Source organism: Cupriavidus pampae (assembly GCF_914271485.1).
Classification (GTDB): domain Bacteria; phylum Pseudomonadota; class Gammaproteobacteria; order Burkholderiales; family Burkholderiaceae; genus Cupriavidus; species Cupriavidus pampae.
Window position 1 is genome coordinate 160,452 of sequence record NZ_CAJZAG010000005.1, and the last position, 26,396, is coordinate 186,847.

Annotated in this window: 29 protein-coding genes; 14 read left to right on the forward strand and 15 right to left on the reverse strand. The window is 65.4% G+C overall.

The window, feature by feature from the left end; genetic code table 11:
- Window positions 1-27: 27 nt before the first annotated feature.
- The 3 genes from LDO41_RS13795 to LDO41_RS13805 all read left to right on the forward strand — a co-directional run bounded on the left by LDO41_RS13795 (window position 28) and on the right by LDO41_RS13805 (window position 3,761).
- On the forward strand, window positions 28-927 hold the full coding sequence (locus LDO41_RS13795; RefSeq protein WP_223989000.1) for a LysR family transcriptional regulator: 900 nt from the start codon (window positions 28-30) through the stop codon (window positions 925-927).
- A gap of 145 nt (window positions 928-1,072) precedes the next feature.
- Window positions 1,073-1,684, forward strand: a complete 612-nt coding sequence (locus tag LDO41_RS13800; RefSeq protein ID WP_223989002.1) for a glutathione S-transferase family protein — start codon at window positions 1,073-1,075, stop codon at window positions 1,682-1,684.
- A gap of 76 nt (window positions 1,685-1,760) precedes the next feature.
- The gene (locus LDO41_RS13805) at window positions 1,761-3,761 is read left to right on the forward strand and encodes a 2Fe-2S iron-sulfur cluster-binding protein (protein ID WP_223989004.1); all 2,001 of its coding nucleotides are present in this window, start codon (window positions 1,761-1,763) and stop codon (window positions 3,759-3,761) included.
- A gap of 17 nt (window positions 3,762-3,778) precedes the next feature.
- On the opposite strand, the gene LDO41_RS13810 is transcribed toward LDO41_RS13805, so the two are convergent.
- The 6 genes from LDO41_RS13810 to LDO41_RS13835 form a co-directional block, all read right to left on the reverse strand.
- A complete protein-coding gene (locus tag LDO41_RS13810) occupies window positions 3,779-4,549 on the reverse strand; it encodes a helix-turn-helix domain-containing protein (protein ID WP_223989006.1) in 771 nt (256 codons plus the stop codon).
- 101 nt (window positions 4,550-4,650) lie between these two features.
- Complete coding sequence (locus tag LDO41_RS13815) at window positions 4,651-5,583, reverse strand: PDR/VanB family oxidoreductase (RefSeq protein WP_223989008.1); 933 nt, start codon at window positions 5,581-5,583, stop codon at window positions 4,651-4,653.
- Window positions 5,584-5,628: 45 nt separating this feature from the next.
- Window positions 5,629-6,120, reverse strand: a complete 492-nt coding sequence (locus tag LDO41_RS13820) for an MOSC domain-containing protein (RefSeq protein WP_223989011.1) — start codon at window positions 6,118-6,120, stop codon at window positions 5,629-5,631.
- Between the two features lie 3 nt (window positions 6,121-6,123).
- Window positions 6,124-6,519 carry a RidA family protein gene (locus LDO41_RS13825; RefSeq protein ID WP_223989013.1) on the reverse strand — a complete coding sequence of 132 codons (396 nt, stop codon included), beginning with the start codon at window positions 6,517-6,519 and terminating at the stop codon, window positions 6,124-6,126.
- 116 nt (window positions 6,520-6,635) lie between these two features.
- Window positions 6,636-7,958, reverse strand: coding sequence for an MFS transporter (locus LDO41_RS13830; protein WP_223989014.1), 1,323 nt, complete (start codon window positions 7,956-7,958; stop codon window positions 6,636-6,638).
- A gap of 269 nt (window positions 7,959-8,227) precedes the next feature.
- The gene (locus LDO41_RS13835; RefSeq protein ID WP_223989016.1) at window positions 8,228-8,893 is read right to left on the reverse strand and encodes a GntR family transcriptional regulator; all 666 of its coding nucleotides are present in this window, start codon (window positions 8,891-8,893) and stop codon (window positions 8,228-8,230) included.
- A gap of 181 nt (window positions 8,894-9,074) precedes the next feature.
- Between LDO41_RS13835 and LDO41_RS13840 the strand changes: the two genes are divergently transcribed.
- The 5 genes from LDO41_RS13840 (at window position 9,075) to LDO41_RS13860 (ending at window position 12,114) form a co-directional block, all read left to right on the forward strand.
- Window positions 9,075-9,479 (forward strand): hypothetical protein, encoded by a 405-nt coding sequence (locus LDO41_RS13840; RefSeq protein ID WP_223989018.1) that lies wholly within the window; start codon window positions 9,075-9,077, stop codon window positions 9,477-9,479.
- 170 nt (window positions 9,480-9,649) lie between these two features.
- Window positions 9,650-9,904: a BufA1 family periplasmic bufferin-type metallophore gene (locus LDO41_RS13845; protein ID WP_223989020.1), complete on the forward strand. Its 255-nt coding sequence runs from the start codon at window positions 9,650-9,652 to the stop codon at window positions 9,902-9,904.
- Between the two features lie 26 nt (window positions 9,905-9,930).
- The gene (bufB, locus tag LDO41_RS13850) at window positions 9,931-10,839 is read left to right on the forward strand and encodes an MNIO family bufferin maturase (protein WP_223989022.1); all 909 of its coding nucleotides are present in this window, start codon (window positions 9,931-9,933) and stop codon (window positions 10,837-10,839) included.
- Window positions 10,826-11,605, forward strand: a complete 780-nt coding sequence (locus tag LDO41_RS13855) for an HvfC/BufC N-terminal domain-containing protein (RefSeq protein ID WP_223989024.1) — start codon at window positions 10,826-10,828, stop codon at window positions 11,603-11,605. The genes bufB and LDO41_RS13855 overlap by 14 nt, the downstream gene beginning before the upstream one ends.
- A 14-nt stretch (window positions 11,606-11,619) precedes the next feature.
- Window positions 11,620-12,114 (forward strand): DoxX family protein, encoded by a 495-nt coding sequence (locus tag LDO41_RS13860; RefSeq protein ID WP_223989027.1) that lies wholly within the window; start codon window positions 11,620-11,622, stop codon window positions 12,112-12,114.
- A gap of 46 nt (window positions 12,115-12,160) precedes the next feature.
- Here LDO41_RS13860 and LDO41_RS13865 read toward each other — a convergent pair whose 3' ends face one another.
- Together LDO41_RS13865 and LDO41_RS13870 are read right to left on the reverse strand one after the other, a co-directional pair.
- Complete coding sequence (locus LDO41_RS13865; protein WP_223989029.1) at window positions 12,161-12,412, reverse strand: zf-HC2 domain-containing protein; 252 nt, start codon at window positions 12,410-12,412, stop codon at window positions 12,161-12,163.
- Window positions 12,413-12,422: 10 nt separating this feature from the next.
- Entirely contained in the window at window positions 12,423-13,022 is a 600-nt protein-coding gene (locus LDO41_RS13870) for a sigma-70 family RNA polymerase sigma factor (RefSeq protein ID WP_223989031.1), read from the reverse strand.
- A gap of 266 nt (window positions 13,023-13,288) precedes the next feature.
- Here LDO41_RS13870 and LDO41_RS13875 point away from each other — a divergent pair, with 266 nt between their 5' ends.
- Window positions 13,289-14,350 (forward strand): alpha/beta fold hydrolase, encoded by a 1,062-nt coding sequence (locus tag LDO41_RS13875; RefSeq protein ID WP_223989033.1) that lies wholly within the window; start codon window positions 13,289-13,291, stop codon window positions 14,348-14,350.
- 104 nt (window positions 14,351-14,454) lie between these two features.
- A complete protein-coding gene (locus tag LDO41_RS13880) occupies window positions 14,455-15,177 on the forward strand; it encodes an MgtC/SapB family protein (protein WP_223989035.1) in 723 nt (240 codons plus the stop codon).
- Window positions 15,178-15,189: 12 nt separating this feature from the next.
- Here LDO41_RS13880 and LDO41_RS13885 read toward each other — a convergent pair whose 3' ends face one another.
- Both LDO41_RS13885 and LDO41_RS13890 read right to left on the reverse strand, forming a co-directional pair.
- Window positions 15,190-16,152, reverse strand: a complete 963-nt coding sequence (locus LDO41_RS13885; RefSeq protein WP_223989037.1) for an enoyl-CoA hydratase/isomerase family protein — start codon at window positions 16,150-16,152, stop codon at window positions 15,190-15,192.
- Window positions 16,153-16,266: 114 nt separating this feature from the next.
- Window positions 16,267-17,730: a PQQ-dependent sugar dehydrogenase gene (locus tag LDO41_RS13890; RefSeq protein WP_223989039.1), complete on the reverse strand. Its 1,464-nt coding sequence runs from the start codon at window positions 17,728-17,730 to the stop codon at window positions 16,267-16,269.
- A gap of 221 nt (window positions 17,731-17,951) precedes the next feature.
- Between LDO41_RS13890 and LDO41_RS13895 the strand changes: the two genes are divergently transcribed.
- Window positions 17,952-18,239 carry an RNA 2'-phosphotransferase gene (locus LDO41_RS13895; RefSeq protein ID WP_223989041.1) on the forward strand — a complete coding sequence of 96 codons (288 nt, stop codon included), beginning with the start codon at window positions 17,952-17,954 and terminating at the stop codon, window positions 18,237-18,239.
- Between the two features lie 89 nt (window positions 18,240-18,328).
- Here the strand turns inward: LDO41_RS13895 and LDO41_RS13900 are convergent, their stop codons facing one another.
- The 4 genes from LDO41_RS13900 to LDO41_RS13915 form a co-directional block, all read right to left on the reverse strand.
- Window positions 18,329-18,994: a DUF2968 domain-containing protein gene (locus LDO41_RS13900; protein WP_223989043.1), complete on the reverse strand. Its 666-nt coding sequence runs from the start codon at window positions 18,992-18,994 to the stop codon at window positions 18,329-18,331.
- Between the two features lie 298 nt (window positions 18,995-19,292).
- A complete protein-coding gene (locus LDO41_RS13905; RefSeq protein WP_223989046.1) occupies window positions 19,293-19,859 on the reverse strand; it encodes a GAF domain-containing protein in 567 nt (188 codons plus the stop codon).
- Complete coding sequence (locus LDO41_RS13910) at window positions 19,856-20,833, reverse strand: Bug family tripartite tricarboxylate transporter substrate binding protein (protein ID WP_223989048.1); 978 nt, start codon at window positions 20,831-20,833, stop codon at window positions 19,856-19,858. Before LDO41_RS13910 ends, LDO41_RS13905 begins: the two co-directional genes overlap by 4 nt.
- Window positions 20,834-20,930: 97 nt before the next feature.
- Window positions 20,931-22,763: a gamma-glutamyltransferase family protein gene (locus LDO41_RS13915; protein WP_223989051.1), complete on the reverse strand. Its 1,833-nt coding sequence runs from the start codon at window positions 22,761-22,763 to the stop codon at window positions 20,931-20,933.
- A gap of 183 nt (window positions 22,764-22,946) precedes the next feature.
- Here LDO41_RS13915 and LDO41_RS13920 point away from each other — a divergent pair, with 183 nt between their 5' ends.
- Genes LDO41_RS13920 through LDO41_RS13930 form a run of 3 tightly spaced genes read left to right on the forward strand, consistent with a single transcriptional unit; the run spans window position 22,947 to window position 25,243 of the window.
- Window positions 22,947-23,915 carry a LysR family transcriptional regulator gene (locus tag LDO41_RS13920; protein WP_223989053.1) on the forward strand — a complete coding sequence of 323 codons (969 nt, stop codon included), beginning with the start codon at window positions 22,947-22,949 and terminating at the stop codon, window positions 23,913-23,915.
- A gap of 21 nt (window positions 23,916-23,936) precedes the next feature.
- On the forward strand, window positions 23,937-24,929 hold the full coding sequence (locus LDO41_RS13925) for a 5'-nucleotidase (RefSeq protein WP_223989055.1): 993 nt from the start codon (window positions 23,937-23,939) through the stop codon (window positions 24,927-24,929).
- Window positions 24,926-25,243, forward strand: a complete 318-nt coding sequence (locus tag LDO41_RS13930; RefSeq protein WP_223989057.1) for a YnfA family protein — start codon at window positions 24,926-24,928, stop codon at window positions 25,241-25,243. Before LDO41_RS13925 ends, LDO41_RS13930 begins: the two co-directional genes overlap by 4 nt.
- On the opposite strand, the gene LDO41_RS13935 is transcribed toward LDO41_RS13930, so the two are convergent.
- The gene (locus LDO41_RS13935) at window positions 25,221-26,393 is read right to left on the reverse strand and encodes an alpha-hydroxy acid oxidase (protein WP_223989059.1); all 1,173 of its coding nucleotides are present in this window, start codon (window positions 26,391-26,393) and stop codon (window positions 25,221-25,223) included. The genes LDO41_RS13930 and LDO41_RS13935 overlap by 23 nt on opposite strands.
- Window positions 26,394-26,396 lie beyond the last annotated feature (3 nt).

Sequence of the window (26,396 nt, forward strand, 5' to 3'; positions counted from 1 at the left end):
TGCCATCAACCATTCTCGGGAGCGCGCGTGGATCGACTGCAGGGCATGAGGACCTTTGTCGCGGTGGTCGAGTCGGGTGGGTTCACCGCGGCCGCGCGCAAGCTCGATGTGTCGCTGTCGGTGGTCAGCCGCGTCGTCACCGAGCTCGAGGCGCACCTCGGCGTGCGGCTGCTCACGCGTACCACGCGGCTGGTGCGGCCCACCGACACCGGCGCCGCGTATTTCGAGAACTGCCGCCGCATCCTTGGCGAGATCGAAGAAGCCGAACTCTCGGCGGCCGGCACGCACGGCACGCCGCGGGGGCATCTGGTCGTGACCGCGCCCACGCTGTTCGGCGCGCGGCATGTCATGCCAATCGTCGTCGAATACCTGCAGCGCTACCCCGAGGTCGACGTCAGCACCCTGCTGCTCGATCGCAACGTCAACTTCGTCGATGAGGGCGTCGATGTCGCCATCCGCATCGGCGAGCTGTCGAGCTCCTCGCTGCAGGCGGTGCAGGTCGGCCGCGTGCGCCGCGTCGTGTGCGCGGCACCGTCCTACCTCGAACGTCATGGCACGCCGCGCACGCCCGAAGACCTGGCCAGTCACGCGTTGATCCATACCACCGCCGTCGCGCTCACGCCCGAATGGCGCTTTATGGTCAAGGGCGAGTCCGTGCCCCTGCGCTTTCGGCCGCGATTGTCCACCACCACGAACGATTCCGCGATCCGGGCCGCCGTGGCCGGCCTTGGCCTCGCGCGCGTGCTGTCCTATCAGGTGGCGGCCGAACTCTGGGCCGGCGAGTTACGCGTGGTGATGGCCGACTACGAGCCTCCCCAGATACCGATCCACGTGATCCATCGGGAAGGCCGCCACGCCATGCAGAAGGTCCGTGCATTCCTGGATCTGGCCATTGACCGCCTGCGCGCGGATAAATCCCTGAACTGAGTGCCGAGTCGCCCTCAATAACCTCGATTCTTCTTATTTCAAGAAGAATCCCTTCTCCGATAGCCCGTTTTTCTGGAGATTGAGCCGCCCTATGATGGTTTCCAGCACGACATTACGTGCGAAACCAACAACCTAGGACACGCTCATGAAACTCTACTACCACCCGCTCTCCGGCCACTCGCACCGTGCCCGCCTGTTCCTCTCGCTGATCGACAAGCCGTTCGATCTGGTGGACGTCGATCTGGGCGCCGGTGCCCACAAGGCCCCCGAGTTCCTGAAGATCAACCCGTTTGGCCAGGTTCCCGTGCTGGTGGACGGCGATACGGTGGTGGCGGACTCGAACGCGATCCTGGTCTACCTCAGCAAGAAGTTTGGCAAGACCGACTGGCTCCCCGAAACCCCGGCTGAAGCCGCGGCCGTACAACGCTGGCTATCGGTTGCCGCCGGCGATATCGCCTTCGGCCCCGCCGCCGCACGCCTGATCACGGTGTTTGCCGCGCCGCTCGACAGCAAGCAGGTGATTGCCCGCGCCCACGTCGTGCTCAAGCGCATGGACGACGCGCTGGCCGGCCGGAAGTGGTTTGCCGCCGAACACCCAACCGTCGCAGACGTGGCACTGTATAGCTACACGGCACGCGCGCCGGAAGGTTTTGTCGATCTGAAGGACTACGCCAACGTGCGTCAATGGCTGCAACGTGTGGAAGCCCTGCCCGGCTTCGTACCGTTCCAGCAGACGCCGGTCGGTCTGGCCGCCTGAATCTCCCCCGCGCATCGCAAAAAGGTACCCAACCATGTTCACTACCCGTGCCCCCTGGCATCCAGGCGAAGTCGCAATGCAAACCCGCGTTGGTGTGGCGGCAAGAATGGATGAGGTCGGCCGCCGCGTGGTGCGCGACTACATGCCGGACCAGCATCGCGAGTTCTTCGCGCAGTTGCCGTTCGTCGTGCTGGGTTCGGTGGCACCCGATGGCCGCGTCTGGGCGACGCTGCGTACCGGCGCGCCGGGTTTCCTGCGCTCGCCCGATCCGCGCGTGCTCGATATCGCCATCGTGCGCGACGCCTCCGACCCCGCCGATGCGGGGTTCGAGGATGGCGATGCGATCGGCCTGCTGGGTATCGACCTGGCCACGCGCCGGCGCAACCGCATGAACGGTGTGCTGCGCTTCGACGGTGCGGCCCGGGCGCATATCGACGTCGGGCACAGCTTCGGCAATTGCCCGCGCTACATTCATGAACGCATTCTGACGCCGGTGGACGACGCGGCGGGCGGGAGCAATACCAGCACGCCCGTGCAGCGCCTGGAAGCGCTCGACGAGCGGGCCCGCGCATTGATCGCCAGTGCCAGCGCGTTGTTTGTCGCGTCCTATGCCGACCTCGACGGCGAGCCGCGTCAGGTCGATGTCTCGCACCGTGGTGGCAAGCCTGGCTTCGTTCGTCTCGATGCCGACGGCGGCCTCACGATTCCGGATTTCAACGGCAATCTGTTCTTCAACACGCTTGGCAACTTCACGCTCAACCCGGTGGCCGGCGTCACCTTCGCGGACTTCTCTACCGGGGAACTGCTGCAGATGTACGGCCGCACCGAGGTCATCGTCGACTCGCCCGAAATTGCCGCGTTCCAGGGCGCCGAGCGTCTGTGGCGCTTTTTCCCCGAGCAGATCGTGCGACGCGAACGCGCGCTGCCGCTGCGCTGGGTCACCAGGACCGATGGCGAGGCACCGAGCTCGCTGATGACGGGCGACTGGGATGAGGCGGCCGATCGTCTGCGCGCCGCGAGCGTAGCCGACCAATGGCGGCCGTTTCGCGTCACACGCATCGTCGATGAAAGCAGCGTGGTGCGCTCGTTCTATCTGGCACCGGCCGATGACGCCGGACGCATTCCGCATCAGGCCGGGCAACATCTGCCGATCCGCGTCACGTTGCCGGGCCACGATGCGCCTGTGATGCGCACCTATACGCTGTCGGTAGCCCCGTCCGATGCGGACTACCGCATCAGCGTCAAGCGCGAGGGCGAGGTGTCGCGCCATCTGCACGATCATGTGAAAGTCGGCGACATCATCGAGACGCGCGCTCCCGCTGGCGCGTTCACGATCGATCCCACCGTGCGCCGGCCGGCGGTGCTGCTGGCGGCGGGCATCGGCGTCACGCCGATGCTGGCGATGCTGCGTCATACGATCTATGAAGGCGCGCGCAAGCAGCGTATGCGGCCGACATGGTTCTTCCATTCGGCACGCTCGCTGGCCGAGCGTGCGTTCAGCGCGGAACTCGATGCGCTGGCACTACGCGGCAATGGCGCGGTGGAAATCGTGCGTCTGCTGAGCGATCCTTCGGGCGCGATGATTGGCAGGGACTACGACGAGTCCGGCCGCGTCACGATCGACGTGCTGCGCGCGCATCTGCCATTCGACGACTACGATTTCTACCTGTGCGGGCCGGCGGCATTTATGCAGTCGCTGTACGACGGCCTGCGCGCGCTCAATGTGCCGAACGATCGCATTCATGCGGAAGCGTTCGGTACCTCGTCGATCGTGCGTGACGATGCGCCCGTGCTCGCGCCGGTGGCAACCGACTCGGTGCCGGTCATCTTCACCGAGTCGGTCAAGGAAGCACGCTGGAATCCAGGTGCTGGTTCGCTGCTGGAGCTGGCGGAGGACCGCGGTCTGTCTCCGCCCTTCAGTTGCCGCGCCGGCAGTTGCGGCAGCTGCCGCACGCATGTGCTGCAGGGTGAGGTCACCTATGCGCAGCAACCCGAGTTTCCGGTGCCGGAGGGCGAGGCGCTGATCTGCTGCGCGATGCCGGCCGCGAACAGTCAGCCGATCCATCTGGCGCTGTAACGAGGCCCAAGCCCTCGCTAGGCGAGGGTTTCCTTGTCTGTGCTTGGCGCGTACATCACCATCAGCGCCTTGGTGGAGCCGGACAGGCTGCGGCCGCGGTGCGGGATGCGCGAGTCGAAGTGGATCGTGTCGCCGGGCTCCAGCACGTACTTGTCCATGCCGATCTGCCACTCGAGCTTGCCCTCGAGCACGTGGATCAGCTCCTCCCCGTCATGCTCGAAGAACACGTACTTGTCGATTTCCTCGGGAAAGCTGAACAGGAACGCCTGCAGCGCCTGACCATGCGCGGCGTTGGTGACCGACAGGTAGTTGTAGCCGAACGCGGTACCGCCCAGCACCGTGGGCCGGTGATCGTCACGCTTGACCACACTGACCCCACGCCAGGCCGGCACGGCGGTGCCAGGGCCCGCGCTTTCGGCCAGCAGCGCGCCGGGCTCGACTCCAAGCACGGCGGCGATACGTGCGAGCGTGGCGATCGGCGGCACCTTCTTGCCGTTCTCGATGCGCGACAGATAAGCCTTGCCGAACCCCGATCGCTCGGCCACCTCGGCCAGCGTCATGCGCGCATCGAGCCGATGGCGGCGCAGCCGTTGCCCGAGCGCGCCATGCGCGGAGCCGCTCGCCTCGTCCTGCGATGGCTCGTTGGCGGCGCTCTCGGTGGGCTCGATGGACTTGATGGCCTTGGTCAGCCTGGCGGACTTGCTGGCGCGGGTCGACGCGGAAGCCTTGGTGGCGGCGCGCGCCGGCGAAGGTTTCTTCTTGCTCCCAGAGATACGGCTCGGTTTCATGCGTACGGTGCGAGTTGCCTGATCTGCGCGCAAGTTTACCGCCTTGCGCGCGTCCTGCCAAAAATCAGGCACCCGGTCCTATAAACGAGCTACGAATGGAGCTACAAATCGAGCGTCACGCCGACGCGCGCCCGGGACACGCACAGCGCCAGCTTCTCCTGCCGGCGCGAGGCATCGAGGAACGCGTCGCGATGGATCACGACGCCGTCGGTGTAGCCGCACACGCATGATCCGCACACGCCCATCTCGCACGACGACGCCAGCGGAAAACCGCGCTCGCGCAGCACCGTCAGCGCGGACGCATCGGCTGGCACGCGAATCGTCTCGCCGGTGGACGCCACGCGAATATCGAACGGCTCTGGCTTGAAGTTCTCGTCCAGCGTTGCCGCGAATACTTCGAAGTGCACCTGCTCGGGCGGCCATGCGGCTGTGGCCGCGCGTACCGCATCGACCAGGCTGGCCGGTCCGCAGCAATAGAGATGCGTGCCCGGCTCGGGCGTCGCCAGCGCCTGCGCGTCAAAGCGCTGCCCTTCCGCTTCGCGGCTGAACCACGTGCGCAGTTGCGTGGGCGTACACAGTTGCGCCAGTTCCGCGTGCAGCGGGGCCTCTGCCGCCGTGCGCGCACAGTAGTGCAGCGTGAACGCTCCCTGCGCGGCGCTCAGATGACGGACCATCGAGACAAACGGCGTTATACCGATGCCGCCTGCGATCAACACATGCCGCTCGGCCGCGCTCGCCAGCCCGAAGTTGTTGCGCGGCACCGTGACCGGAATCTCCATGCCCGGTGCCAGATGTTCGTGCAGCCAGCGCGAGCCGCCGCGGCCGTCGGCCTCGCGCTTGACCGCGATGCGATATACGCCGCGCTCGGCTGGATCGTTGCACAGCGAATACTGGCGGATCTTGCCGCCCGGGATATGAACGTCCACGTGTGCGCCGGGCTCGGCCTCGGGCAACTCGGGGCGTCGCGGATGGCGGAACGTGATGACGCGGACGTCCGCGGTGTCGTCGATGATCTGGTCAACGACGAGTTTCATGATGATGCGTGCAGACATGAGGCGGGATGCGGTAAGAATGCGTGGTCAGGCCAGCGGCTCGATCGGATCGCCCTTCTCGATCCAGCCCCCCTCGACGATCGAGCAATTGAGGCCCGAACGGTTGTAGAGCGGCAGATAGAGGGGCATGCCGAGCAGTTCCTCCAGGTACTTGCACGGGAAGTTGAGCCGCCCGCCCTGAAGCACCACGTTGCCGACGCGGAAGCGCTTGCCGACCAGATCGTTGAGCGGCACGCCGGAGACGGTCAGATTCCGCCGGTGCTCTTCGGGCTTGAGGATCAGCGGCGCCTGCTGCAGCGGCGGATCGTTGCGCGCGAGCGCGTCCAGCACCTCGGCCGCGAACAACGTGACCTCGCGGACGTCCGGCTTGGGCGAGTACGTCCCGGTGCCCAGAAAGTAACGGTCACCGACGATGCCCTTGCCGGCGATCAGTTCCGCGCGCTCGAGCTCTTCCATCTCGTACGACGCCGACGGCGCGATATGAATATGGTGCAGACGGCCACCGCTCCACTGGATCATGGCTTACTCCTGCGGCGCCGAAACGCCAGCGATTGCCTCGATTTCCACCAGTACGTCGCGCGGCAGGCGAGCCACTTCGATGGTCGAACGCGCGGATACGCTAGTGCCGAAAAACTGCTGATAAACGGCGTTCATCAGCGCGAACTGGTTCATGTCCTTGAGGAACACCGTGGTCTTGACGACGGTGGCCAGGCTGGCGCCGCCGGCTTCGAGCACGGCGGCCACGTTGGCCAGCGACTGGCGGGTCTGCGCCTCGACGTCAGCGGCGATCTCGCCCGTCACGGGGTCGATCGGCAGTTGACCCGAGCAGAACACCAGGTCGCCCAGGCGCACGCCCTGCGCGTAAGGGCCCACGGCGGCGGGCGCACGATCGGTACGGAGGGTGGTTGGTTGCGGCATGCTGTGAGTCTCTGTGTGTTGAAGGTGTTGCGGGTGATGTTTCCCGTAGTTTCCCACCGGGAAACTTAAGTCTAGCGCAGCCCGCGCGCGCTGTCACGCGCGGGACTCGTCATCGCTCAGGCCTGTGTAATCGACGAACCGCGCGTCTCGCGGGCGAACAGGGCCGCGACCAGCGTGACGATGGCCACGCCGATCAGCAGCATCGAGACGCCTTCGGTACCGCCGAACTTCTCCACCAGCACGGTCGCAAACAGTGGCGTCAGACCACCGCCGATCGCGGCGGCCACCTGAAAGCCGAACGAGGCGCCGGTGTAGCGCGCCCGCGCGCCGAACAGCTCGGGGAAATAGGTGGCCTCGATGCTGAACATCATGCCCTGCCCCAGAATCAGCCCAAGTGCGATCGCGGTCACGATCAAGGTGGGATCGCGCGTATCGACCATCCAGAACAGCGGGTAGGCGAAGAGGATCGTAAAGGCGGTACCGATAAAGAACAGCGGGCGACGGCCGATGCGGTCGGCCAGCAGACCGAACAGCGGCATGATGAATACCTCGATCACTGCCGCAATGAAGATCGCGTTGAGCAGCATCTTCTTGGGCAGGCCCAGCTTCGTGGTGGCATAGACCACCAGGAACACGGTCAGCAGATACACCCACGAGACTTCGCACAGCTTGAGGCCAATGGCCACCAGGAACGACTTGCGATGGCGCGTGAACACTTCCTTGAGCGGATTGGCCGCCAGCTCGTTCTTCGCCTTCATCTCCTCAAAGACCGGCGATTCCGTGATGCGCATGCGCACAAAGCTGCCAAGGCCGACCAGCACGATGCTGGCAAGGAACGGCACGCGCCAGCCCCAGCTCATCAACGCTTCCTCGGGCAGCGAGGACACCGCCCAGAACACCGCCGTGGAAAGAATCAACCCGAGCGGAAAGCCAACCTGCACAAGGCTGCCGTACAGGCCGCGCCGATGCTTCGGCGAATGCTCGAGCACCATCAGCGCCGCGCCACCCCACTCGCCACCCAGGCCAATGCCCTGCACGATACGCAGCAGCACCAGCAGCACGGGCGCCCATACGCCGATCTGCTGATACGTCGGCAGCAGGCCGATCGCAAAGGTGCCAAAGCCCATCAGCAGCAGCGACATCAGCAGCATCGACTTGCGGCCGAGCCGATCGCCCATGAAGCCAAACACCGCACCGCCAAATGGACGCGCCAGAAAACCCACGGCCGCGCTACCAAGCGCGGCCAGCGTGCCCAACATTGGGTCCGCGGCGGGGAAGAACAACTTGTTGAAGATCAGCGCGGCCGCGGTGCCGTAGATCAGGAAGTCGTACCATTCGATGATGGTGCCGACTGAACTGGCGAACAGCACACGGCTGAGATTGGATTGGTCGGCGACGGCCGGTTGGACCGGCGTCGAAATGGCTGCTGGATAGGTCACGGTGGCACTCCCCCTAGGTTTCCCAAAAAGTTTCCCGATGTTTCCCATACGCATGAGACGTGCCACCCGGCGCGGAATATAGGAAAGCGGGAACATAAGGGACGAAACGTCACTCGAGCAGGCGGATTTCAGCGGGAAATTAGCGCGATTTGAGTGCGGAGAGCACTAGAGATGTGCGGACTGGCACCACGATCGCGGTGCCGACGCCCTGTGACAGCAGCCGCCAGGAAATTTTCCCTATTGGGAAACTTTTAATAGCTTCGGTGCTGCTATTCAGGAGTGCCAGCCGCCTCCGCGGCCTTCAGGCAATCGACCAGCACCCTGCCCGTCGCCGCGATATGGTCGCGCAGTAGTACGGCCGCGTGCTGGGCGTCGCCCGCGCGGCAGAGTTGCAGCAGTTCGCGATGCTCCTGCTGCGACTGATTGAGGTGCGAGGTGGATTCCCACGTAAAGCGCAGATACCGCTCGAAGCTCAGGCGTAGCGACTCGACCAGCGCGATCGTGCGCGTCCGGCCGGAAGCGGCATAGAGCGCGCGATGAAAGCGGGCGTTGAGCGCGATGATGTCATTCACCTTGCGCGCGCGGTCGAGCTCCTTCAGCAGCTTCTCGGCCGCATCCAGCTGTGCGCCGGTCATATGCGGGATCGCCCACGACAATGCCTGCGGCTCGATCACGCTGCGCAGCGCGGTGGTTTCCTCGGCCTCCTCGGCCGTCATCGGCGCCACGCTGACGCCGCGTCGCGGCTCGGCGACCAGAAAGCACTCGCTGATCAGATCCTTGAATGCTTCGCGCGCCACGGTCTGGCTGACGCCGAAACGCGCGGCCACGGCGTCCTGCTTGAGGCGCTCGCCGGGCTTCAGTTGCCCCTGGATGATCTCGTTGCGCAGCGCATCCACGATCATGCCGGGCGCCGAGCGGTCTGGCATTTCGAGCATGGCTTCAATCCTTGGTTGCATGACGTGATGGGCGTAAGGCTGCAAGAGTCTGGATGATAACGAGAGTCGGGCGTGCGGTACATGCAACACCCCACTTTGATGGGAGACATGGCCGGAACGCGCCGTGATACCGTCGCGGTCGCTTCCACTCCTTACAACAACCTTTCATCGATACCCGACCATGCTGCTCTCGCTCGTGCTGATCGTCATTGCGTTATTCGCTGCGTTCATCGTCCCCATCAACGTCCTCGCGACTGGCACCGTGCTGCTGATCGCCATAGCGTTCGTGGTAAGAGGCATTGCGCGCGCGGTCACGGGCAACGAGGCCACGCTCGGCGAGTCGTTCAAGGCGGTGGGGCTGTCGCTGTTCTTCCTGTTCATCGCCATCACGGCCGTGATGAGCGCCGGCTCGCGCCCGGGCGGCCTCAACGGTATCCCTGCGTTGCTGGGCGTCGGCGCCATGTTCGTGGCGTACACGGCCGGCTTTGTCGTCGCGCTCGGCGCAAGCTTCAGGCAAAGCGCGCTGATCGCCGTGGTTTCCACGTCGCTGTCGGCGGTGCTGGTGTACGCGGCCACGCGAATCTGAAACGCGGGCCCCGACGCGCCCATCGTGCGCATCGCAAAAAAAGTTCTCCGATACGTGTAAGGAAGTGGGTCTAGGCTCCGACTACCGTCCAGATCGTCACCGACGGTCGCCGCGACGGCTCCCACTTCGATGGCCGCGCGGCATCCACACGTATCCAAGGAGTCTTCACCATGAACAAGCAATCCGCTCTCGTCGCCGCCGCGCTCGTCGGTCTGTTCTCGGCTGGTATCTCGCATGCCGCCGATGCCAATGCGGGCAAGGAGAAGTGCTACGGCGTTTCCATGGCCGGGCAGAACGACTGTGCCAGCAGCTCGGGCAGCCACTCGTGCGCTGGCCAGTCGAAGGCTGACAAGGATCCGAAGGATTGGAAGTACGTGGCCAAGGGCACGTGCGCGCAGATGGGTGGCAAGCTGAGCGCCAAGTAAGTCGTCTTGTCCGGCGGAGCCTCAAGATGACCCCCAAAGCCTCTCCCCCGCAGGGCGATCTCGGCTTTGGTATCGGGCTGCGCACTTCCCTTTATGCGGAAGTGCTGGCCCGGCGCCATGATGCCGATCGTGTTGACTGGTTCGAAGTCCATACCGAGAACTATCTCGGCGCGGGGGGACGGGATCTCCGTGTCCTGGAAACCCTGCGCGCCGATTACCCGCTGAGCCTGCACGGCGTGGGGCTCGGACTGGGCTCCGCTGGCGACGATCACTTTGCCCCGCATCTCGAACGCATTGCCGCGCTCGTGGAACGCGTCGAACCGGCGCTGGTCTCCGAACACCTGTGCTGGAACCGCGTGGCGCGTCACCAGTTCAACGACCTGCTGCCGTTGCCGCTGACCGAGGATGCGCTCACGCTGATGGCCGACCGCGTGGACCGCATGCAGTCGCGACTGCGACGGCGCATTCTGGTCGAGAACGTATCCACGTTTCTGCGCTATCGCGACGATCAAATGCGCGAGACCGAATTTCTGGCCGCGCTGGCACGGCGCAGCGGCTGCGGCATCCTGCTCGATATCAACAACCTCTACGTGAACCAGTTCAACCACGCCGAGGATGCCGAACTCGCGCTGGACGATCTGGCGGCCCTGCCCGCCGGCACCATTGGCGAGATGCATCTGGCCGGGCATCTGGACGCTGGCGACGACGTGACGGGACGTGTGCTGATCGACCATCACGGCGCGGCGGTGGCCGAACCGGTGTGGGCGCTATATGAGAGTGCGCTGCGCAAGCTCGCGGGTCACGGCGTGCCGATCCCGACGCTGATCGAATGGGACACCGACGTGCCGCCGCTAGACACGTTGCTTGCGGAACGCCGGCGTGCGATCGATCACGCCTGGCATGCATTACGGGAGCCCGACCATGCGATCGCATGATGCGTTGCAGCAGGTTTTTGCGCAGGCGCTGGTGGCACCCACGCTCGACGACGCAGGCGCCGCGGCATGCCTGTCGATTTTCCGGGGCGACGAGGACGCAACGCGCGGCCGCATGGCGTACTACCGCGGCAATCAGCAGGCCACTGCGCTGTCAGTGTTGAGCAATGCGTATCCCGTGGTGCGCGCATTGCTCGGCGACGAGTTCTTTGAAGCGCTGTGCGACGCATACCGTCGCGCCCATCCGTCGCGCGATCCGGATCTGCATCGCTATGGCGCCGTGTTTGCCGACTTCCTGCGCACGTTCGAGCCGGTGGCGCCTTATCCATACGTTCCCGAAGTGGCGCGGCTCGAATGGCACTGCCATGAGGCGTACTACGCCGACGACGAGGCTCCGCTTACCGTCGCCGATCTGACAGCACTGCCGGCGGATGCCATCGCGGCCATGCGCGTCACGCTCACGCGCTGCACGCGACCATTCACATCGGCGTGGGATGCCGTGACGATCTGGCGCGCGCATCAGCCCGATGGCCCGGCGCTGCCCGACGATCCACAGCAAGCCAGTGCGGGCGTCGTCGTCCGCCCCGACTGGCGTGTGAACGTGCTGCCAGCTACCGCCGCGGAAGTCGTGGCACTGGCCTCGCTGGCATCCGCGCCGATGGACCTTGGCGCGTTGCTGCAGCACGCGGTCACGCTCGACCCGCAATTCGACCCCGCGCAGGCACTGCCGCGCTGGCTCCATGCCGGCATGTTGCGCCGCGCGCCCTGAACAAGGATCACGACATGAACACCCTGACCCAACCACCGCTCGCGCCGAACGACCGTCCGCTGCCGGGCACCCTCCAGCGCACGCGCGAACGTGTCGAGCAATGGCTCGCCGACTGGGGACTTTCCGCGGTGCTGCTCGGCATTCGCGTGTACGTCGGCTGGCAGTTCTTTGCCTCAGGCAAGCTCAAGCTGATGGACTGGGGTTCGACGCTGGCACTGTTCCACGACGAGTATCACGTGCCGGTGCTGCCGCCCGACGTCGCCGCGGTGTTCGGCACGTTTGGCGAGCTCGCGTTTCCGCTGCTGCTGTTCGTGGGTCTGTTCTCGCGGCCGGCCGCGCTGGGCCTGTTCGCCGTGAACCTGATGGCCGTGATCTCGTATCCCGACCTGTGGACGTTCGAGTGCCCGGCCGCGATCCAGAGCCATCTCTACTGGGGCATGCTGTTGCTGGTGCCGCTCACGGCTGGTGGCGGACGGCTGAGCCTCGACTGGCTGCGACGCCGGCGGTAGACCCCCGTTAGACCCGTTAGACCCTCTCGATCGAGCTCAACCGATCTCAATCGTCCTTGCGCTCGTTCGGCTCCTGCTGGCCGAGCGAGCGCATGGCCGCGCGCATCAGGCGCATCTGGCCACTGAAGTTCGTGCAGGCGTGGCAGATAACCAGATGCATGCGCACCCGCGCGCGTTCCGTCCACGAGAGCGGTTGGTCCATGCCTTTCATGGTCAGGTGATGGACCTCCTCGCAATTCGGCATCAGCCGTTTGCGGGATTCATCGTGGCCGTGCGGGTCATCGGGCGAATCTGGCATGGGAGTCCTGTCAACGTGACGCGCCGCGCTGCCCGAACCAATTCAGTTCGAGGCATTCGCGCAGGCGCATGCGGGCGCGATACAGCAGCACCCATGCGTTGGTCGCACTGATCTTCAAATCCTGACAAATTTCTTCGGTTTCGAGCTCGAGCCACTCGCGCATCATGAAAATGCGACCGGCCTTGGCGGGCAACTTGTCCACGCAGATCTGCAATATCTCGAAGAATTCACGCCGCTCGAAGGTGCGGTCCGGATCGCCCCAGTCCGAAGGCGGGTTCTGGTAGTGGCCATTGCGCGTAAACAGCGCGTCGAACGCATCGTCATCGGATTGCGCCTCGCCATCCTCGTTGGCGGACAACGCGATACGCACCTCGCGCTTGCCGCTGCGCAGGAGGTCCACGATCTTGTGCTTGAGAATGCCAACCAGGTAGGTCCGCAGCGCCGATTGCCCGGCAAACCGCTCGGGATGCTCGAGCGCCGCCAGGATGGTCTCCGAGACCGTGTCCTCGGCCAGCGTGTCGTCACGCAATTGCAGGCGCGCAAAGCGCAGCAGATACGGCCTGACGGTCTCGAGTTCGTTGGGGTCGATGCCTGCGAAGGACGTTGCCATGATTTTCTTCTGATTCAGCATGAACAGTCCATGCCGCGACGGTCGCCATGATACCCCCATCATGCCCGTCAGCACGCAGCCCGCCCCACGGACGGACTTCCGGCGGCATGTGTATCGTCATATGTGTGGCGATTCGGCTAATACACGGCGATACAAATAGGCCTCGATTTGACACATGCCGCTTGCGAAGCGGTCTCAGACTCCACTTCAGTTTCACGCGATCGCCCACCGAGGCACTACCCCATCAGGCACAACTGGAGAAAAACATGACGGACAAGATCGATCTGCCTCGCCGAGGCTTTCTGGGTACCGCGGCCCTGTCGCTGGCCGCCGCGCAGCTGGGCCTGATGCAGAGCGCGCACGCTCAGAGCAACCTGCCGAAGGCCGCGCCGGTCCCGTCGACCACGCCCGGCACGCATACGTCCCTGGGTCCGATCAAGCAGATCCAGGCCGGTGCCCTGAATGTCGGCTACGCCGAAGCCGGTCCCGCCGATGGTCCGGTGGCGCTGCTGCTGCATGGCTGGCCGTACGACATCTACAGCTTTGCCGATGTGGCCCCGCTGCTGGCCGCGCGTGGCTATCGCGTGATCATGCCGTTCCTGCGCGGCTTTGGCACGACCACGTTCCTGTCGGCCGACACGCCGCGCAATGGCGAACCGGCGGCGCTGGCCGTCGATGCGATCGCCCTGCTGGATGCGCTCAAGATCAAGACCGCGGTCGTGGCGGGTTACGACTGGGGCGGCCGTACCGCCGACATCCTGGCCGCGCTGTGGCCCGAGCGCTGCCGTGGCCTCGTTGCCGTGAGCGGCTACCTGATCGGCAGCCAGGCCGCGGGCAAGCAGCCGCTGCCGCCGGAAGCCGAACTGCAATGGTGGTACCAGTTCTACTTCGCCACCGAGCGTGGCCGTCTGGGCTATGAAAAGTACACGCATCAGTTTGCCAAGCTGATCTGGCAACTGGCCTCGCCGAAGTGGAAGTTCGATGACGCGACGTTCGACCGCAGCGCGGCCGCGTTCGACAATCGCGATCACGTGGCCATCACGATCCACAACTACCGCTGGCGCATGGGCCTGGCCGAGGGCGAGGCCAAGTACGACGATATCGAGAAGCGCCTGGCCGTGGGACCGACCATCGGTGTGCCGACCATCACGATGGAAGGCGATGCCAACGGCGCGCCGCACCCGGCACCGAGTGCTTACCGTAGCAAGTACACGGGCAAGTACGAGCATCGCGACATCGGTGGCGGCGTTGGGCACAACCTGGCGCAGGAAGCGCCGGCCGCGTTTGCGCAGGCGGTGCTCGATGTGGACAAGTGGGGCGGCAAGTAAGCCTAGTTGGTTTCCCCCCTCTCCCTCAGGGAGAGGGGCTGGGGTGAGGGCCTCCACCGCCTGTGCCACAATCGCGCCAACTCCGGCCCGTATCGCACTCGCCCATGTCGCTCGAAGCCTTCCACAACGTCGATCCGCAGTCGCTGCTCGACACCGCCATCAGCCTCGCCTCCGCATTCGTACTCGGCGCCGTCATTGGGTACGAGCGCCAATACCGTCAACGCACCGCGGGCCTGCGCACCAATGTGCTGGTCGCGCTCGGCGCGGCGATCTTCGTTGATCTGGCCAACCATATCGCGGGCCATGACGGCGCGGTACGCGTGATTGCGTACGTCGTGTCGGGCATCGGCTTTCTGGGCGCGGGCGTGATCATGCGCGAGGAAGGCAATGTACGCGGCCTCAATACCGCGGCCACGTTATGGTGCTCGGCGGCCGTGGGTGCCTGCGCCGGTGCGGACCTGATTCTCGAGGCAGCCGTCGGCTGCGCCTTCATCCTTGCGGCGAACACGCTGCTGCGTCCTGTGGCCGATCGCATCAATCGGCAGCCGCTCGACACACCCGATGTCGAAGCCACGCACACCATTCACGTGATTACCTCGCGCGCGCGGCAAAAGGAAGCCATGCGCCTGCTCGAGGACGCGCTCGAAGCCATCGGTCACCCTACCCGCGACCTCGAGGTGGAAGCATTCGGGGAGCAGGACGTGCAGATCGAAGCCATGCTCGCCTCTACGTCGGTAGATGGTGACGTGCTCGATCGCATGGTGGCCGAACTGGCGGCATCCACCGCGATCGCCCAGGCGTTCTGGAACGCCAGCACGACCGAGTGACGCCGCTGCGGACTACTTGCCGTCCGGCTGATTGACCAGCCCGGTATAGCGGTCGAGGTGAATCTCGACGTCGGGCTTCTCCTGCAGCCCCAGCTCCATCAGCTTGCCAATATTGTGCTGCGCCGCAGGCCGCTGCACCGACGTGATAAACGCCGCCCACTCGGCGCCAAGGTCCTTGTCCGGCGGCAGGCTGGCATTGTTGACGAGTTGCTTGATGTCACCGAGCGTCTGCTTGTCGAAGGTCGAGATGCGGCGCGCGAGCGTGTCCACGAACTTGTCCAGTTGCGCGTCGGGCAGCGAGCGATTGACGTAGCCGTAGCGCTCGGCAATATCGCCATTGATGTCGTTGCCGCTCAGCAGGATCTCCAGTGCCCGTCCCCGCCCCATCAGCCGTGGTAGCCGCGCCATCGGCCCGCCACCCGGCGTGAAGCCCGCACCGATCTCGAACTGCGACAGCACGGCTTTCTCGCGACTGGCGAAGCGCATATCGGAGGCCAGTGAAAGTTCGCTGCCGACGCCCGTCGCGCGCCCGCGAATCGATACGATCGACACCACCGGTGCCTTGGACAAGCGCACCAGCATATCGGGCAACGGCGGCAAGCCGGTGGGCCCCGGCGGCATGCTCGTGGTGGCTTCGAGCGGTGGCTTGAAGTCGTAGTGCGTCAGAAAGAATCCCGGTACCGCGCTGTCGAATACGACCACCTTGAGATTCGGATCCTTCTCGATCTGCGTGATCACCTCGTTGAGTTGCGGCATCGAATCCGGTCCGTAGATATTGAACGGCGGATTGTCGATGGTCACGCGCCAGTAAGCGGGTGTCACGCGGGTGATCTTGAACTGCTGCTTGTTGACTGGCTTTGCCTGTCCTTGCGCCTGGGCGGGCTTGGCGGCACCGCTCCCCGACTGCGCATGGACGACGCCCATGGCCATCACCCCCACCGCGATCAGCGCCGCGGCCCCTAGTTTGAGCCTCATTTTCACCACCCTTTTACGACGTGTTGTCAGAAAAAGCGTGATCGAAGAATTGGCTTCGGCACGTCAAAAGTCAACAATCCCAAAGTCGTAGCGCGGCGTAATGGCAGCCCGGCGTCACGTGCCGCGCTGCACGCGTAGCACCTGTCCATTGCTCAGGATATAGAGTTCGCGCGCGGCATCGGTGCCGAACGAGAACACGGTGCCCGGGATCGGCAACGCCCAGTCCACCGACTCGGTCACCACACCGTCCCGATAGGCGAAGCTCTGCAACCCGCCCGTGCACAGGTCAGTATAGAAATACCGACCCTGCAGCTCCGGCACGGCACTGCCCCGATAGACGTAACCGCCCAGAATCGCGCAGCCGCCGCCGGCATGGCTATATTCGAACGCGGGCGGTGTCAGCCCCGTGGTATCGCAGGTTGCCGCCCCCACGCACGTGGTGCCTTCGGTACGATCCCAGCCGTAGTTGAGCCCGGCCGCGGTCGCCGGCATCACGTTGACCTCCTCGCGCGCGCCCTCGCCCACATCCGCGATATAGAGCAGCCCGGTGGTATCGAACGAGAACCGCCACGGATTGCGCAGGCCGCTGGCCCAGATCTCGGCGCGGCCGCCCGCCCCGCCAGCGAACGGGTTGTCCGGCGGAATCGCATAGCTGCCGCCACGCACATCGAGGCGCAGGACCTTGCCCAGCAACGACGCGGTGTTCTGCGCGTTGCCAGCCGGATCGTTCGCGCCGCCGCCATCACCGGTGGCCAGATACAGCATGCCGTCCGGGCCAAATGCAAGCTGACCGCCATTATGGTTGGTGGCGCCCGGATGCGGAATCGACAGCAGTACGGTGCCGGTTGCGGCCGCCACGTTGGGATTGCCGGTCGAGACCTGATAGCGCGCCACGGTAATCGCGCCATCGGTCGCCGTGTAATACACGAAGAACCGGCCGTTGATTGCATAGTCCGGGTCGAATGCCATCGACAGCAGGCCGCGTTCGCCATCGGTCGTGGTCAGCGCGGAGATGTCGAGAAATGGCGTGGCAAGCGGCGTGGCGGGTGGCGTGCTGTTGGGAATCACGCGGATACGCCCGGCGCGCTCGACCACGAACAGCCGGGGATCGTTGGCTGGCGCGGCCAGAAAGATCGGCGCCGTGAGCCCGCTCGCCACTGCGGTCAGCGCGAGCCGAAAGGTCTGCGGCGCGCCGTACGTCACCGTCACGGCAGGCGACGTCGCGCCGCCGACGCTAGCGGTCTGGCTCGGCTGTGCGGCGCTATAGAGCGAGGTGCCATTGAGGACGTTGTCGCTGGCAATGGTGTAGGTGCCGGCGGCCAGCCCGGTCAATGTCGTCGTGGCAGTCACGGCGCGAGCAAAACCGTCGGGGCCCGTCACCGACACATTGGCCAGCGTACCGGTCGGCAGACCGGATACCGTCAGCGCAAGCGTGCCAGTGCCCGGCGCACCGGGGGTGACCGGGTTGCCCGGACTCCCCGCCGAATTACTATCGCCGCCGCCACCACCACAGGCGGAGAGCCAGAGCACGCATGCACCGAGTACGAGACACGACAACTGCCGGATGACGGAAACCATAGCGCTCTCCAATATATTCTTCGCAGAATTGAAAGAACCGCAGGACAGATTTACATCGCGCTGAAAATAAACGACTGTTTCAGCGGTGCCGAGACGGGAAAATGACGAGGCGATTCGGTTAAAGCAATTTACTGACCCGAATATGACCGGAAATTGATCTGGATTGAATTGCGTTCGTGGCGCGTCTGTACCATCGCCGTCATTCCTCCCTATGGACCGCAATGAGACCCGACGACCCGAAACCCACGATGCCGCCGAGCATGCTGTTCCACGGCACGGCCAACCGCTTTATCACGTCCATCCTCGCAGAGGGCTTACTGCCCGGCTGTCGCAGTCACGTGCATCTTGCTCAGGACCCGCACAAGGCGGCGGTGGTGGGGCAGCGCTATGGGCAGGCGGTGGTGCTGACAGTGCATGCGTTGCGCATGCATGATCAGGGCTTTCGCTTCTATCAGGACGACGACGGCAACTGGCTGACCGAGCATGTGCCGGCCTGCTTCATTCGTTGACCGATCAAAGCAAAACGCCGGACCCAAGTGTCCGGCGTTTGCATCCGCTGCGAGAAGCGCGAAGAGAAGCGGGAAGCGCAGCGAGAGAATCAGCGCGTACGCGTGACCGTGCCGCTGGTCTTCTCCTGCTGCTGCAGGCGGGCGATACGGCTCATGGTTTCCCTGAGCTCGGCCTGCGCCGCGCCCTGCTGCGCCTGCAGGTCCTGCACCTGGCTGCGCTCTTCCTGGCCGCGCTCGGCTGCAAGCTTGGCCTGTTCCTGCGCCACGCCGACATCGGCCTCGAGACGGCGCTCGACTTCGCGTGCGGCCACCAGCTTCTGCACGACCTGCGACTTCTGCGTTTCCACGCGCGCGCGCTGCATCTCCACGTCCGACAACCGCTCGGTCTGGCGCACGAACATCGCGTAGTTGGCGTTGGCGCGTACCTCGTCACCGGTGCGGATCACGCGCCAGTAATTGCCCTGCTGCATCAGCGCGATGTAGTACTTGCCAAGCTGGCGATCGAACAGCAGTTGCGCCTCGTAGCTGCCGTTGGCGGTCTTGCGTAGCGCGGCGACGGTACCGCCGCCGATGCGCTGCTGCAGTTCCTGCGCGGTGCCGGCGCTGCTCGCGTCGACGGCCACCACGACCGGCTGCTGCGCCTGATCCTTGTTCGGAGCGTCCGCGCTTTGCGCGAATGCTGTCTGCCCCGCCGCCAGCAACATCGCCACGGCAAAGCCCGATACGGCCATCGGTCGACCGATCAACTTCGTCATATTCCTATTCCCCCCATTCGGAAAGGCCCCGTCAGCACGAGGCAAACCACTACACCGTGCCGCCTTTGCGCAAATCCCCCGTGTAAAGTCGGGCTCGGCGTATTAACGGCTGGGATTTGTCATAGCTTTAGTCCCCGGCTGCGGATTTTGTCAGAAATGACCGTCGAATAGTGATCTTTTGCATTCGCGCCACAGTGGCGCAATCCGCGGATATCGCGCAAAAAACAAAAAAGGCGGCCCGCGCGTTTGCGCATGACCGCCTTTTTTAGGGGCAATCGCTCGCCTAAGTTGGCGAGGACTATCGCTGCTGCCTTGTACGCAAGCCAAGCACCCCCGGCAACGCGAGCTGTCCGAGCAACCGAAGCGCGGCCACCTGAGCCGGGCTCCACCCGTCGCCGCCGGCCAGGTAATTGAAGGTGCCAATCACGCGTCCCGCGTGGCACAGCGGCACGTTGACCACGCCGCGCAGACCCAGGTCGCGAATCAGGGCAATGTCGTCGAATACCGCCGACAGCGCCTCGTCGCCCTCGCCCACAAACACTTCGCCGCGCTGCAGCAACTGCCGCGTCCACGGCGTATCGCCCTTGGTCTTGGTGCCGCCGACCGGATATGCCACCGTGTCCGACGACCACAGCCGTTCGATCGTGGCAGTGTCCGCATGCCAGGCGTTGATCGTCAGCAGGCCGGGCCCGAGCAGCCCGAGCGTGGCGCCGCCGACGGCGTCGAACACATCGGCTGGCGCTTCGGCACCGCGCAGCGCGTCGCACAGGCGCTCGACCTCCGCGACGGCCAGCAGCGCGAGGTCGTCGAAATCCTTACCCTCGCCGCCCGCACCGAATGCCGGATTCGCGCGCGCATTCGTCATTCCGCCTGAATCCCCAGTTCGCGGATCAGCTTGCCGTAGCGGTCCGCATCGCGGCGCAGGATCTTGCCGAACTCCTGCGGCGTCGACGTCGCCGTCTCCACGCCAATCTTTTCCATCTGCGCCTTCACTTCCGGCAGCGTCATCACCTTGTTGATCTCGGCATTGAGGCGCTTGACCAGATCCGCGGGCATGCCCTTGGGGCCGAAGGCACCGTACCAGACCGACAGCTCATAGCCGGGCAGCGTCTCGGCGACGGTCGGCACATTCGGCAGCAGCGGCGAGCGCTTGGCCTCGGTTACCGCGAGCAGGCGCAGCTTGCCAGCGTTCACGTGCGGCAGCGTCTGCGTGCCGGCCGAGAACAGCAGTTGGGTCTGGCCCGCGACCAGATCCACCACCGCCGGGGCACCGCCCTTGTACGGCACGTGCAGCATGTCGATGCCCGCCATCTTGGCGAACAGCACCGCGCTCAGGTGATTGGTCGAACCCGAACCAGCCGTCGCGTACGCGAGCTTGCCCGGGTGCGCCTTGGCGTAGGCGATCAGTTCCTTCACGTTGTTGGCCGGCACCGACGGATGCACCACCATCGTGTTGGTCACGTAGGCCACCAGACCCAGCGGCGTGAAGTCTTCCACGCCCTTGAACGGCATCTTCGGCATCAGCGCGGGATTCATCGCGTGCGTGCTCATCGAACCGATCAGGAGCGTGTAGCCGTCCGGCTGCGCGCGCGCGACGAAGGCCGAACCGATATTGCCCGAGGCACCTGGGCGGTTATCGACGATCACCGGCTGGCCCAGCTGCTTGGTCAGGTGTTCGGACAGCACGCGCGCGAGGATGTCGGTGGAACCACCCGCTGCCCAGGGCACGATCAGCGTGATCGGCTTGGTCGGATACGCATCGGCCGCGCCCGCGGCGGTGGCCATGCACAGTGCCAGCGCGGCCATACCGCGCAGCAGGCTCTTGATTACGGACGTCATGTTTCAACTCCCTGTCGTGTTGCGGCAAGCTCGTGCGCGCCGCGGGTTTTGTCTGAGTTGTCTCTTGTTTTCGTTATAGGTTTCGTATGCGGCCGGCTCAACGGCCCACCGCGTAGCCCTGCATACCGCGCGCGTTGGCTCCCGCGCGCAGCACCAATCGTCCGCGGCTGTCGCGCTCGCGTGTGGCGGCCGACATGCGGCCTTCGGACCAGTCGTCGCCGACGCGCACGTCGTGTCCGCGCGCGCGCAGCCCGGCAATCGTGTCCGCCGGCAGCCGACCTTCCACGCTCAAGCGGTTCAACACGGTCTGGCGCGGCCAGAACGAGCCCGGGAAATGGTCGATGTGCCAGGCTGGCGCATCGATCGCTTCCTGCAGGTTCATGCCGTGAACCGCGTGCCGCAGGAAGAATGCCAGCGACCATTGATCCTGCTGATCGCCACCCGGCGTGCCAAACACCATGTACGGCTCGCCATCGCGCAGCGCGAGCGACGGCGACAGCGTGGTGCACGGCCGTTTGCCCGGCGCGAGCGAGTTCGGCAAACCCGGCTCCAGCCACGTCATCTGCAGGCGCGTATTGAGCGCGAAGCCCAGCGACGGGATGGTCGGGCTCGACGACAGCCAGCCGCCCGACGGCGTGGCCGCGACCATATTGCCGTGGCGGTCGATCACGTCGATATGGCAGGTATCGCCAACGAACAGTTCGCGCTCGGCCCATTCGCTGACGGGGGGCAGCGAGGCAAAGGTAGGTTCGCCAATGCCGAAGCGCACGTCGGCACTGGCGAGCGTGCGCTCGGCCACGCCCAGGTCCGGCAGTCGCGGCGCCATGCCATTGAGCAGCGTGCCGGCATCGATCGCGGTGGCGGCGTTGTTGCCGATGCGCGCCGCGCGGAAGGCCAGATACGCGGGGTCGAGCAGCGCGGACAGTTGCGAAGGCACGAAATCGGGGTCGCCATACCAGGCCAGGCGATCCGCCATCGCGAGCTTGGCCGCTTCGGCCACGCGATGCACGAATTCGATCGAGGTCGGCGCATGTGCTTCCAGTCCGGCGTGGCGCAGGATGCCGAGCTGTTGCAGGAAGGCCGGGCCCTGACTCCAGATATCGCACTTGGCAACCGTGTAGCGACCGAAGTCCATGGTCGCGGGCGCTTCCACCGTCGGCGCCCAGTTGGCCATGTCGTCGTAGCGCAGCAGACCCGTGTGGCGCTCGCCGGTGGTGTCGCGCACTGGCGTGGTGCGGCAGTAGGCGTCGATTTCCTTCGCGACAAAGCCCCGGTACCAACAGTCCATGGCCGCGTCGATCTGCGCTTCGCGCGTGTCGGCCGCGCCCATCGCGGTCTCGACGATGCGTGTGTACGTATCGGCCAGCACCGGCAGCGTATGGAGGCTACCGGGGCGCGGCACCTTGCCGTCGGGCAGCCACGTCTCGGCCGAGCTGTGCCACTCGTCGCGGAACAGCGACTGCACCGCGAGAATCGCCTGCGAGATGCGCGGCACCAGCGGGAAACCGTTGCGCGCGTAGCCGATGACGGGTGCCAGCACCTCGGCGACCGACCACGTGCCGTGATCGCGCAGCATCGTCAGCCATGCGCCGAACGCGCCGGGCACGGTGGCTGGCATCAGGCCGATGCCGGGCATCATTTCAAGACCCATGGCGCGCATCGCGGCGGGATCGGCCAGCGCGGGCGCGGGGCCCTGCCCGCAGACCGAGCGCACCGCGCGCTCGCGCTCGCTCCAGAACAGGATCGGCACTTCGCCGCCCGGGCCGTTCAGATGCGGCTCCACGACCTGCAGCACAAAGCCGGCGGCGACCGCGGCATCGAACGCATTGCCGCCGCGCTCGAGCACGCCCATGGCGGTCTGCGTAGCCAGCCAGTGCGTGGAGGCGGCCACACCGAAGGTGCCGACGATTTCCGGACGGGTAGTGAACATGGACGTGAAAATTCCGTGGGATTGCTGCGCAGTATATGACTAGCGAATAACCGGCTTGCGCGATTTCATTATTGTGGTATTACCATTCGGTTATACCATTCGGTTACCCATACCAAGCTGCGCGGTTTCAGGCCGCCTGACTCTCATATGCCGCCCGCTTCTTCTCCCCCGCCCGTCGCGGCCATGCCGGCTCGCCCCCCGCGCCCCGCTCGCCCCAGTGCTTCCGACCAGCTGCTGCACAACGTGGTGTCGCGACTGCGGTTGCGCCATCTGCCGTTGCTGCTCGCGCTGGAGCGCCAGCGCTCGGTGTCACGTGTCGCGGCCGAGCTCGATCTGTCGCAGCCCGCGGTGACCAAGGCGCTGCGCGAGATCGAGGATATCTTCATGACCCCGCTGTTCGAGCGCACGCGGCGCGGCCTGGAGCCCACCGCTACCGGTACGGCCGTATTGGCCCATGCGCGCGTGGCGCTCGCGGAAGCGGAGGCGCTCGGGCGCGAACTCACGGCGATCGAGGCCGGCCTGCGCGGGCGCCTGCGTCTGGGTGTGATTCCGTATGTATCGCGACCGGTGCTCGACGCCGCGTGCGCGTACGGGCTCGACCAGCAGCCGCGGCTCTCGGTGCTGGTGCGCGAGGGCACCACCGACGAGCTCGTCAATGCGCTGCGGCTGCATGAACTCGATTGCGTGATCGTGCGGTCGTTCTATGTGCCCGGCGAGGACATCGTGCAGGCTCCGCTCTATCGGGAGGAGCCGGTGCTCGTGGTACCGGCGCGCGCGGCGGAACGGCTCGCGCGTGGCACTCTCGACTGGCATCGGCTGGCGGAACTCGACTGGATCCTGCCGCCGCCGCACACGCCGGTACGCCGCACGATCAATACGATGTTCGCCACCGCCGGCGTGGCGCCACCGCTGCCGACCGTCGAAACCTACTCGATCAAAACCACCGCCACCCTGCTCCGCAGCCAGCCTGCCGCCATCACCATGGTGCCAAAATCGGTAGCCGCCGAACTCGTCGACGGCGGCGGCGCGGCGGTGCTGCCGTACACCCTGAGCTGGGACTTGCCGCCGGTAGGCATCATGTGGCGCCGCCAGGCGGAGCAGAACGAGGTGGTATCGGCGCTGGTGGCGGCGCTCCGCAAGGTGGTGGCGTAGGGCACTCGCATATACTTCCGCATGGCCTACGATCTCACCGACAAACTCGTCATCGGCATTTCCTCGCGCGCGCTGTTCGATCTCGAACTCGAGAACGGCATCTATCAGCGCGAAGGCGTCGCCGCGTACACCGCCTACCAGCGCGAACACGAGGACGAGCCGCTGCGCAACGGCACCGCGTTCCCGCTGGTGCGCGCGCTCCTCGAACTCAACGCATTGATCCCCGAGCGTCGCCTCGTCGAAGTCGTGGTGATCTCGCGCAATTCACCCGACACAGGGCTGCGTGCATTCAATGCGATCGAGGCCAGCAAGCTCGATATCACGCGCGCCGCGTTCACCGGCGGCGAGGCGATCGACCGCTATCTGCAGGCCTTCAAGGTAGACCTGTTCCTGTCCCGCGATGCCGCCGATGTGCAGGCCGCGATCGACGGCGGCGTGGCCGCGGCGCAGCTCTACGATGTGCCGCCCGACTACCAGGCGCCCGCCGGCCAGATTCGCATCGCGTTCGATGGCGACGCGGTGCTGTTCTCCACCGAGTCCGAACGCATCTACAAGCAGAAGGGGCTCGACGCGTTTATCCGCCACGAACAGCGCCATCGGCACAAGGCCATGACCGAGGGCCCGTTCGCCAAGCTGCTGCTGCGGCTGGCCGAGATCCAGCAGCATTTCCCGCCCGGTGAATGCCCAGTGCGCATCGCCATCGTCACGGCGCGCAACAGTCCCGCGCATACGCGCGTCATCCACACGCTGCGCGCGTGGAACGTGGCCATCGACGAAGCGTTCTTTCTCGGCGGCCTCGCCAAGGATCAGGTGTTGCACGCGTTCGGCGCGCATATGTTCTTCGATGATCAGGAGATGCACGTCGAGAGTGCGGCAGCAGTGGTGCCGTCGGGCCATGTCCCGTACAAGGGCGGACGGCTCATGGCAGCCCCGCGCAAACGGCGCACCGGAAAAATTGCCGCCGCCGAAGCCGAGACGTCGCACGAGGCAGACACCACACCCGACGCCGCATGAAAACCGTAGCGCTGTATCTGCTGACCGCGCTCGCGGAGATCCTCGGCTGCTATCTGCCGTACCTGTGGTTGCGTCAGGGCGCAAGCCCATGGCTGCTAGTGCCTGGCGCCGCATCGCTCGCGGTTTTCGCGTGGCTGCTGACGCTGCATCCCGATGCTTCGGGACGGGTATATGCCGCGTACGGCGGCGTCTATATCGCGGTGGCGATCTGCTGGCTCTGGGCCGTCGACGGCGTACGGCCAAGCCCGTGGGATATCGCCGGCGTGGCCGTAGCGGTCGCTGGCATGGCGATCATCGTGTTCCAGCCGCGCTGAGGCCCGACAAACGCGTCGGTGGCATCCACAGATAGCTTTCGTCGATATCCCCCACCGACGTCACACCCAGCATCGCCATATTGCGCGACACCTCCTGCTGCATTAGCTCGATCGCCTTGCGCACCCCGGGCAAGCCCTGCACCGCCGCCGCATAACAAAACGGCCGACCGACAAACACGAACTTCGCACCGAGCGCGAGTGCCTTGAGCACGTCGCTGCCGCGCCGCACGCCGCTATCGAGCATCACCGGCACGGTCGGACACGCGCGCACCACCTGCGGCAGTACACGCAGCGGCGCCACCGCGCCATCGAGCTGACGCCCACCGTGATTGGACACGATAATGCCGTCCGCGCCCGCGTCGACGGCGATCCTCGCATCGCGCGCATCGAGAATGCCCTTGATCACGAGCGTGCCGGGCCACAGCTTGCGAATCAGCGTGAAGTGGCGCCAGTCCAGATGACCGCGATCCGAAAAATCGCGCTGCACATTGGGCGACAGGATCGGCGCACCACGCGTGGCGTAGTTGTTCTCGAAATGCGGCATGCCATGGCGCAGCATGGTCTTCAGAAACGTACCGAACAACCAGCGCGGATGCGTGATGCCTTCCCACGCCAGCCGCGCGCTCGGCCGCAGCGGTGCCGAGAATCCCGCACGCGCATAGTTCTCGCGATTGGGCGGCACCGGCGTATCGACCGTGATCACCAGCGTGCCGTAGTTCGCCGCGCGCACGCGCTCGATCAGCGCGATGATGCTGGGCTCGTCGCCAGGCAGATACGCCTGAAACCACGCATCGGGATTGACCCGCACCACCTGCTCGAGCGGAATCAACGACGAGCCGCTCATGATCATCGGCACGTTCTCTTGCGCGGCAGCCTGCGCCAGCACGATATCGCCACGGTACGCCGACAAGGCCGCAAGGCCCATCGGCGCGATGCCGAATGGCGACGCATAGGTGCGCCCGAACAGCGACGTGGCCGTGGACCGGCGCGAAACATCCACCAGCACGCGCGTGATCAGACCTACGTCGTCAAAGGCATCACGATTGCCCTGAAATGACCGGTAGCGCTCCGCCGCGCCGGCGATATAGCCAAACACCGGCGCGGGCAGGCGGCGCCGCGCGGCCACCTCGAAGTCATCGAGACACAGCATCGT

Bases quoted from the DNA above. Each gene is read 5' to 3' on its own strand.
- LDO41_RS13800 (WP_223989002.1), top strand. From the start codon at position 1,073: ATGAAACTCTACTACCACCCGCTCTCCGGCCACTCGCACCGTGCCCGC.
- LDO41_RS13805 (WP_223989004.1), top strand. From the start codon at position 1,761: ATGCAAACCCGCGTTGGTGTGGCGGCAAGAATGGATGAGGTCGGCCGC.
- LDO41_RS13810 (WP_223989006.1), bottom strand. From the start codon at position 4,549: ATGAAACCGAGCCGTATCTCTGGGAGCAAGAAGAAACCTTCGCCGGCG.
- LDO41_RS13815 (WP_223989008.1), bottom strand. From the start codon at position 5,583: ATGAAACTCGTCGTTGACCAGATCATCGACGACACCGCGGACGTCCGC.
- LDO41_RS13820 (WP_223989011.1), bottom strand. From the start codon at position 6,120: ATGATCCAGTGGAGCGGTGGCCGTCTGCACCATATTCATATCGCGCCG.
- LDO41_RS13825 (WP_223989013.1), bottom strand. From the start codon at position 6,519: ATGCCGCAACCAACCACCCTCCGTACCGATCGTGCGCCCGCCGCCGTG.
- LDO41_RS13835 (WP_223989016.1), bottom strand. From the start codon at position 8,893: ATGCTCGAAATGCCAGACCGCTCGGCGCCCGGCATGATCGTGGATGCG.
- LDO41_RS13840 (WP_223989018.1), top strand. From the start codon at position 9,075: ATGCTGCTCTCGCTCGTGCTGATCGTCATTGCGTTATTCGCTGCGTTC.
- LDO41_RS13845 (WP_223989020.1), top strand. From the start codon at position 9,650: ATGAACAAGCAATCCGCTCTCGTCGCCGCCGCGCTCGTCGGTCTGTTC.
- bufB (WP_223989022.1), top strand. From the start codon at position 9,931: ATGACCCCCAAAGCCTCTCCCCCGCAGGGCGATCTCGGCTTTGGTATC.
- LDO41_RS13855 (WP_223989024.1), top strand. From the start codon at position 10,826: ATGCGATCGCATGATGCGTTGCAGCAGGTTTTTGCGCAGGCGCTGGTG.
- LDO41_RS13860 (WP_223989027.1), top strand. From the start codon at position 11,620: ATGAACACCCTGACCCAACCACCGCTCGCGCCGAACGACCGTCCGCTG.
- LDO41_RS13865 (WP_223989029.1), bottom strand. From the start codon at position 12,412: ATGCCAGATTCGCCCGATGACCCGCACGGCCACGATGAATCCCGCAAA.
- LDO41_RS13870 (WP_223989031.1), bottom strand. From the start codon at position 13,022: ATGGCAACGTCCTTCGCAGGCATCGACCCCAACGAACTCGAGACCGTC.
- LDO41_RS13875 (WP_223989033.1), top strand. From the start codon at position 13,289: ATGACGGACAAGATCGATCTGCCTCGCCGAGGCTTTCTGGGTACCGCG.
- LDO41_RS13880 (WP_223989035.1), top strand. From the start codon at position 14,455: ATGTCGCTCGAAGCCTTCCACAACGTCGATCCGCAGTCGCTGCTCGAC.
- LDO41_RS13885 (WP_223989037.1), bottom strand. From the start codon at position 16,152: ATGAGGCTCAAACTAGGGGCCGCGGCGCTGATCGCGGTGGGGGTGATG.
- LDO41_RS13890 (WP_223989039.1), bottom strand. From the start codon at position 17,730: ATGGTTTCCGTCATCCGGCAGTTGTCGTGTCTCGTACTCGGTGCATGC.
- LDO41_RS13895 (WP_223989041.1), top strand. From the start codon at position 17,952: ATGAGACCCGACGACCCGAAACCCACGATGCCGCCGAGCATGCTGTTC.
- LDO41_RS13900 (WP_223989043.1), bottom strand. From the start codon at position 18,994: ATGACGAAGTTGATCGGTCGACCGATGGCCGTATCGGGCTTTGCCGTG.
- LDO41_RS13905 (WP_223989046.1), bottom strand. From the start codon at position 19,859: ATGACGAATGCGCGCGCGAATCCGGCATTCGGTGCGGGCGGCGAGGGT.
- LDO41_RS13910 (WP_223989048.1), bottom strand. From the start codon at position 20,833: ATGACGTCCGTAATCAAGAGCCTGCTGCGCGGTATGGCCGCGCTGGCA.
- LDO41_RS13915 (WP_223989051.1), bottom strand. From the start codon at position 22,763: ATGTTCACTACCCGTCCGGAAATCGTCGGCACCTTCGGTGTGGCCGCC.
- LDO41_RS13920 (WP_223989053.1), top strand. From the start codon at position 22,947: ATGCCGGCTCGCCCCCCGCGCCCCGCTCGCCCCAGTGCTTCCGACCAG.
- LDO41_RS13925 (WP_223989055.1), top strand. From the start codon at position 23,937: ATGGCCTACGATCTCACCGACAAACTCGTCATCGGCATTTCCTCGCGC.
- LDO41_RS13930 (WP_223989057.1), top strand. From the start codon at position 24,926: ATGAAAACCGTAGCGCTGTATCTGCTGACCGCGCTCGCGGAGATCCTC.
- LDO41_RS13935 (WP_223989059.1), bottom strand. From the start codon at position 26,393: ATGCTGTGTCTCGATGACTTCGAGGTGGCCGCGCGGCGCCGCCTGCCC.